Origin of the sequence: Enterovibrio sp. FF113 (genome assembly GCF_041439165.1) — a bacterium.
Lineage (GTDB): Bacteria > Pseudomonadota > Gammaproteobacteria > Enterobacterales > Vibrionaceae > Enterovibrio > Enterovibrio norvegicus_A.
Window position 1 is genome coordinate 1 of sequence record NZ_JBGONO010000046.1, and the last position, 6,151, is coordinate 6,151.

Sequence of the window (6,151 nt, forward strand, 5' to 3'; positions counted from 1 at the left end):
ATGCCCAAAAGGACATGAACCTGCTGGTCGAGAATGACCGCAAAGACAACATCAAGCATGATTTGCATCTGGATGTGGAGAATGAGCGTTTCTCGCACATCAAAGTCGATGACCATTTAACCGTCGACGGGCAAAGCAAAGAGCATGTGAAGGGTGATAAAACCATCGTGACCGACAGTTCACTGCACATCAAAGCCGGCGTGGGAATACTCAACGAAGCAGGCTCTGAGATTCATCTAAAAAGCGGTCACAAATCTATTCTCGAAGCCTATACCGAAGTCACGCTCAAAGTCGGCGGAAACTTCATCAAAATAGACCCCGCAGGCGTTCACATCGTAGGCTCCGTTATTAATATCAACTCAGGCGGAAGCGCTGGTTGTGGTTCTGGGTTTGGTGGAGCAATGCCGATGTTGCCGGGGGGAGTTGAAGCAGAGAAAGCGCCGGATGAGGCGGTTCGGAACTTGGCAACCGCTTCACAACAATCAGCGGCACCATTGATTTTACTTCAGCAAACTAAGGCTCTCGTTGCTGCTGGAAAGTCAGGGAAGCCTCTTTGTGAAGAATGTATCGATCTAGGCGAGGATAGCTAAGTGAACTTGCCTGACATAGAAGCGAATCAGAATCCTCTTTACATTCTGCTCGACGGCGCAGTCATAGAAGATGCAGCCAAACTCAGTTATGAACTCGCAGCCAATCAAGACATCGAGATTATATACAGCGGCACAGTGCTTAACATCGTGGCGAATTTGAGCCCAATTATTCTTCCGTTAAAAAACAATCAAGTTTTGCTCAATGCAGCGATGGACAAAAAGCCACACGATTGGGGGATAGTTTTTGAGGCGGAAGCATCAACGTCCGACGTAGCAGATCACTTAAAGACGGTTATCAAAGCCGATTTAGGTAATGGAAGCACATCAGTGTTTAGATTCTATCTTCCTCACGTTGTAGGCCGAATTGCTTTGGCCTCCACTGATACACAAAAACATCGACTATTTGGACCCATCACCAAGATTTGGAGCCAGTCTCGCGCCGACAAAATTTGGGAGACGACAGAGATAACCTATTTTGAGAAGCCTCCTCAAGAAGAAAAAATAGGCTGGATGGCACTATCAGATAACCAGTTAACGGCTTTAGGAGAAGCAGCTAAACAACACTTTCATTATCGAGCCTTAGATCATGTGAACCAGCATTTTCCTAAACATTTTTACCGAGCATCCCCACAGGATCAGCTTCTAAAAATCGAGTCCTATGTGAAACAAGGCCAGTCTTATGGTTTGAGTAGCGAAATGGAAAGCCTTTGCTTTATCAATATTCTCTGCATGTTAGGGAAAGAGGCATTGGAAGGTGAAAAGCACAGCGATGTCAAAAAGCTACTTGATAGCAAAGACACAATGCTTCCATCAGAAAGAATTCAAAATGCATTGAATAAAGCGACAGAGCTTTATGAACAAAGAGAGTCTTTAAATGGTTAATAAAGCAAATGAAGCGGCCACAACGTCGAGCGCTGATAGCATCGACTCGCTGATGTCTACCTGTCCATTAAATGATGATCTCATCGTTATTCACCCAATGCGCTATTCCGTTAAGCAAATAGAGCTAAGCTTCATGCTACCTTCAGATGTGGGGAGCGGCCTGCCTGTTTTAAAAGAGCATGATTACATCATGCGCCCTGTCATTGATGCTTTTATTTATCTTTTTAATGAAAGGGACAATTACGTTCTGCTATCTGAGTTTGATACTTCCGGTGAGGCAATCAAAACGGAATGTATATTAGGAGATGTTCCAAATGAGATACAGGGCCATTTTCCTGTCATCACGCAAGACAAAAATGACAAGTTCTCGATACTCCTTTCTTACATAAAGCTGGACGAAGCGTTCGTTCTAGGTTTAGTCAAAGATAAAAGCATTAGAAAAAATCAACTTCAGCAAGTAAGCGTCAGCAGAGCTCGAAGGGGCAAAGAAGACCACTGCCTAATGGTCGAAGATCTTCCGACCGTGAGCCCAGATTTTTCAAGTGAAACTTTTAATTTTGATTGGTCTTTATGGTCCACCTCTGATCTATCGACCCCACCGTTACTGGCTAAATACAGATCAGTGACACCCGACAGTCATGTTGCTGTCGCTGTCATTGACCCAGTGGGGATCAGCATAGAACTTTGCACACTTTTCAATGCTCAATATGACGCTGGATTTACCCATATAGCGGAGACGCAATATCCTTACACGATTGCGAATGCGACAAAAATGCTAATCAATAGAGAGGCACAAAAGGGGTTTAGAAAAGAAGTAAAAAAACGCGTATCCATTACCCATGAACCCAAAGATTATCAATACGGGCTTCCCACATACTATGAGCGAACAGAAAAAGAGATTGAAGACATTCGTGAAGATCGCCGAGACAGGATAATCAAGGATTATCACGATGTCATTCGCGAAAAAGAAATGGATAAATTTCAATCGGACCGCGATGCTTACACCAAGGCTCTAAGCACTAGCTTAGAAGAGATAGCCCTTGATTGGACACAATGGCTTGAATCCGACTACACCGACTTCGCACTAGCCCTTTATTCTCCATTTAAACAAGAACAAATTAAGCAAAAGGAAATTGCCATTGCAAATATGCTTGGCAATATCCAAGCAACAGAAATAGGCAAAAAACTGCGTGACGACTGGATTCAGGATTTCGCCTACTGCACGACGGAGAAAGGTAAACCAGAGTCAAAAGGAATCGGTGGGCAAATATGGACAACCATTGGTGTACTCAACTCAGGTTACCAAGAGCTCAGCAAGCACTTAAAACTTGTTTATGACGCTGGGTCTATAAATTGGGATGACGTCATATCTAACCAAAGGCGACTCATCTCTGACGGTATTCTTGCAGCCACCGAAGCAACTGACAGCATTCAATACTCCATAGGTGAAAAAGTCGCTCAATTTGTTGTCGACCCAGAACTTGAAGACGTTTGGCACGTTTACTATCACGCCATGGCTGAACGGTATGGCTATCAATACGGTGTCATGAACACATCATTGAATGATGTGCTGGAAGATATAGAAGATTTTAACTCTGTTCAATTTGCGGCTTCAGCAGAACATATCCTGGTGGCTAAAACAAAGAAAACTAAAAAGAAGAAGCTAAAAAGCAAAGGGAAAGGAAGAGGTGGCGCTAAAAAGAAACCCAAATACATTGACCCTAAAGTTAAAATTAAAATCTATCGCCTAGACGCTTTAATTAGACCTGGAGTAAAGCCTACTGTTTTAGAGGGCTTTGCTTACTGGGTGGTAAAAAATATCGATAAGAGCAACATAAACAGCCCGGAGAGTAAGCTTGGGCAATGGAGCAAACAGTTGTCTGGCCTCGTTGAGAGACACAACGGTAGATTCACTGGATTTCTACTGGTCGCTCAAATAGCAAATATGGTTTCCGTAATCAATAAGTCTTCATCATCTAAAAAGATAGAACCAAAACTAGTTTTTGATTTATTGAACAGTTTTACAGGCTTAATACAATCTGCACTAGCTTTTATTCAAAGCGTTACCTTTTCCAATGATGAACAAGCAATGAAGCTAGCTGCAAAATCCACCTTCAATTCCATTGGAGTAAAATCAACATCTTTGTTTAAAAGTTTTGGGGTGTCCAATAGACTTGCAACAAAACTATCAACGCGAGTCATGACTAGCCTAAGCACTGTAGGTAGGTTTGCATACAGAGCATTACCTGTTGTAGGAAATATGCTTGGGGTCATAACAAGTGCATTTAACTTGGCAGAAGATATCGAACAGCAAGACAATATTGGCGCGAAAGTTGTAGCTGTGTCGTCACTCATAGTAAACTCTGCAGCTTTAGCTTTAGCTGTCGTGGCTTTGGTCCCAGGTGTAAACGCAGTGGTTGGCGTTGTAGCTTTGGTTCTGGCTGCGGTTGGAGTAGCATTAGATCTTATTCATGCTTGGATCGAAGATAGCAGGCTAGAGACTTTTCTAAAGGGGTCATTCTGGGGAATTGGTAGCCGATATAAATACCATGTCGCTTTATCTGATCAGACCTCAGAAAGAGTTAAGTTCTTTGAGGATGTCTCAGATCTTAAAGTGCAGCAAATACAAACTAAAGAATTAGTAGCATTCACTGACGAACTCTTTAGGCCTATATTTAGTCACTCTGCATATGATGAAAGTGGATGGTTTTATAAGTATGAAGACTTTACCCTCCAAATCTACTTTCCGGGTTATGCAAGTAACAACAGTAAAGTATCTCTGAAAGTGCTAGGTGTTATCGATGAAAAGACAGAACTTCTTTATGGTCGAGTCATAAATGCTGATGGTTCTCAAGATCACTCAACAAATAAAATTGCGATGAAATCAGCTTCTGGCAATGGTTTTGCCTTAGAAGCGTCATTTAAAGAGAGTGTCTGGGAAAAAGATTATGACAGCTATAAATTCGATATAAGTTATGTAAATCCAAACTCTTTTCCTGTTACGCTTAATTACTCCGTAGAGCTGGATGATGACGCCGCACTATTTTGGCAAGATGATGTCAGTGCTGACGTTGAAATAAAGGAATAATCGAGAGCTGTTATGCCAAATAAAATCAATAAAGTATCCGACGATCTATGGATTGGTGCCAAGCACTATGGATATGCACCAAAGTTTAAAAACACAATCAGCCGAAGAGGCTCAGGTTTCAGTACAGGCTTCGGCACCAGTCATATCATGGAGGATGTACTCAGTCCCCCACCAAAAGAAGTCCATCTTGATTGGGATGGTACAGATACGTTTTATAATGCAGGTTATGCTTTTGTCTCCAGTACCCATGGCGATTTTATCGATATGAGGGTAAACAGTACGCACAATCGACAAACATTAACGCGCTTTTCCCAATTTATTATGCTTCCAATTTTCTTGCTAACATACCTCACATTAAGGTTAGCGCGCGACGATACACCATGGCTATACCTTCACCCTGTTGAGATTGGTGTGGTTATCTTCTTATTATTACTTTGTTTTATTGAAATATGCCGACCAGTTCAAACGCCGGTTCGCTTTCATCACAAAAATCAAGAAGTCTACGTTTACCATAAAAATGCGTTGTATCGTATACCTTGGAAAAAATGTGAAATAGCGACCATGTTTGCACCTCACCACGTTGGCTACGGTGCATTCTCAGACGCCTACAATTTAAATCTATGGCTCTATCCGAAACACTGCGTGAACAACAACGCTGGAGATCAGCCTGTTGTTCTAAATCTAGTGACTTCAGTCAACGGGCATGCTGATACGTATCTTTATTGGGAGTATGTAAGGCGGTTTATGACTGACGGGAAGAACGCTATTGAAGGAAGCGACGAAAAAAAACCTTTTTTATATCGGTTGACACCTAAAAGCACCAAGTTCAAAGATCGCGCCATTACCGGGCTGTTCGCAACTTTTTTCTTTGTTTTGTTGCCCTTTATTTCACCATCTCAATTCGCAATTCGCTTCAACCCAATCAAAAGCCATTGGCCTGAAGAAGTGCATAAATGGACTGGGAAAACAGTCAACTGGCATTAACACTGCAAACGCAGTGATGACTGAATCATCGTCGTCTTGACTTATAAAACCTTAGGTACAGACGACGAGTTCAGCTCACCCCAACAACTTCCCCTTAATCCCATTGAACACCGCCAGCACCCTATCGTGGGCTGGCTTGTGGTCGGCGATGAACGACAAACACATTATTGCGCTTTGGTCGTATTTGTCCGGTAGCGGAACATTCAAATCACTTGAAATAGTGCGTACGTAGTTGAGTTGGCTTTCTGATGGGAGCTTGAGCGAATCCGGAATGGCATCTTGAATCACTTGCGTCATATTCTCAGAGAAATCGGGCCACTGACCCAAATCAACGTGGGTATCTTGAGCCAAGCGCAGAAATTTCTTTTGCTCTGCGGTGAGCGAGTAGGTAAAGGTGACAGCTCCTACTGAGAAGGTTATGTCTTTCATCATCAAGTTCTCTGCGCCATGAGTCATTGGCTAAATCCATTTCACTGCATGCTATCAGTACCGAAAGACATCGAGTGTCTGAGTGATGCGCCAAATCGTTAAATTAGTGTGCTCGCTGTTTTGTCATTCCGGCCAAATCTTGCTCGCTGAGCAATTTTTCGCCCGACATCCAAGCAAT

At 42.7% G+C, this 6,151-nt stretch carries 4 protein-coding genes and 1 pseudogene; 4 read left to right on the forward strand and 1 reads right to left on the reverse strand.

All coding sequences use genetic code 11. The features are described 5' to 3' along the window. From ACED36_RS21960 to ACED36_RS21975, 4 genes and pseudogenes are all read left to right on the forward strand, one after another. Nucleotides 1-590, forward strand: a pseudogene (locus ACED36_RS21960) (type VI secretion system tip protein VgrG); the annotation flags it as partial. Further along, nucleotides 591-1,472, forward strand: a complete 882-nt coding sequence (locus tag ACED36_RS21965; RefSeq protein ID WP_371733813.1) for a DUF4123 domain-containing protein — start codon at nt 591-593, stop codon at nt 1,470-1,472. Next, nucleotides 1,465-4,560: a hypothetical protein gene (locus ACED36_RS21970; protein WP_371733814.1), complete on the forward strand. Its 3,096-nt coding sequence runs from the start codon at nt 1,465-1,467 to the stop codon at nt 4,558-4,560. The genes ACED36_RS21965 and ACED36_RS21970 overlap by 8 nt, the downstream gene beginning before the upstream one ends. Nucleotides 4,561-4,572: 12 nt before the next feature. Next, nucleotides 4,573-5,544 (forward strand): DUF6708 domain-containing protein, encoded by a 972-nt coding sequence (locus ACED36_RS21975; protein ID WP_371733815.1) that lies wholly within the window; start codon nt 4,573-4,575, stop codon nt 5,542-5,544. Nucleotides 5,545-5,619: 75 nt separating this feature from the next. Here the strand turns inward: ACED36_RS21975 and ACED36_RS21980 are convergent, their stop codons facing one another. Further along, a complete protein-coding gene (locus ACED36_RS21980; protein WP_371733817.1) occupies nt 5,620-6,000 on the reverse strand; it encodes a hypothetical protein in 381 nt (126 codons plus the stop codon). Nucleotides 6,001-6,151: the final 151 nt, after the last annotated feature.

Excerpts from the sequence above, each read along its gene's own strand:
- ACED36_RS21970 (WP_371733814.1), top strand. The coding sequence starts at position 1,465 with ATGGTTAATAAAGCAAATGAAGCGGCCACAACGTCGAGCGCTGATAGC.
- ACED36_RS21980 (WP_371733817.1), bottom strand. The coding sequence starts at position 6,000 with ATGACTCATGGCGCAGAGAACTTGATGATGAAAGACATAACCTTCTCA.
- ACED36_RS21975 (WP_371733815.1), top strand. The coding sequence starts at position 4,573 with ATGCCAAATAAAATCAATAAAGTATCCGACGATCTATGGATTGGTGCC.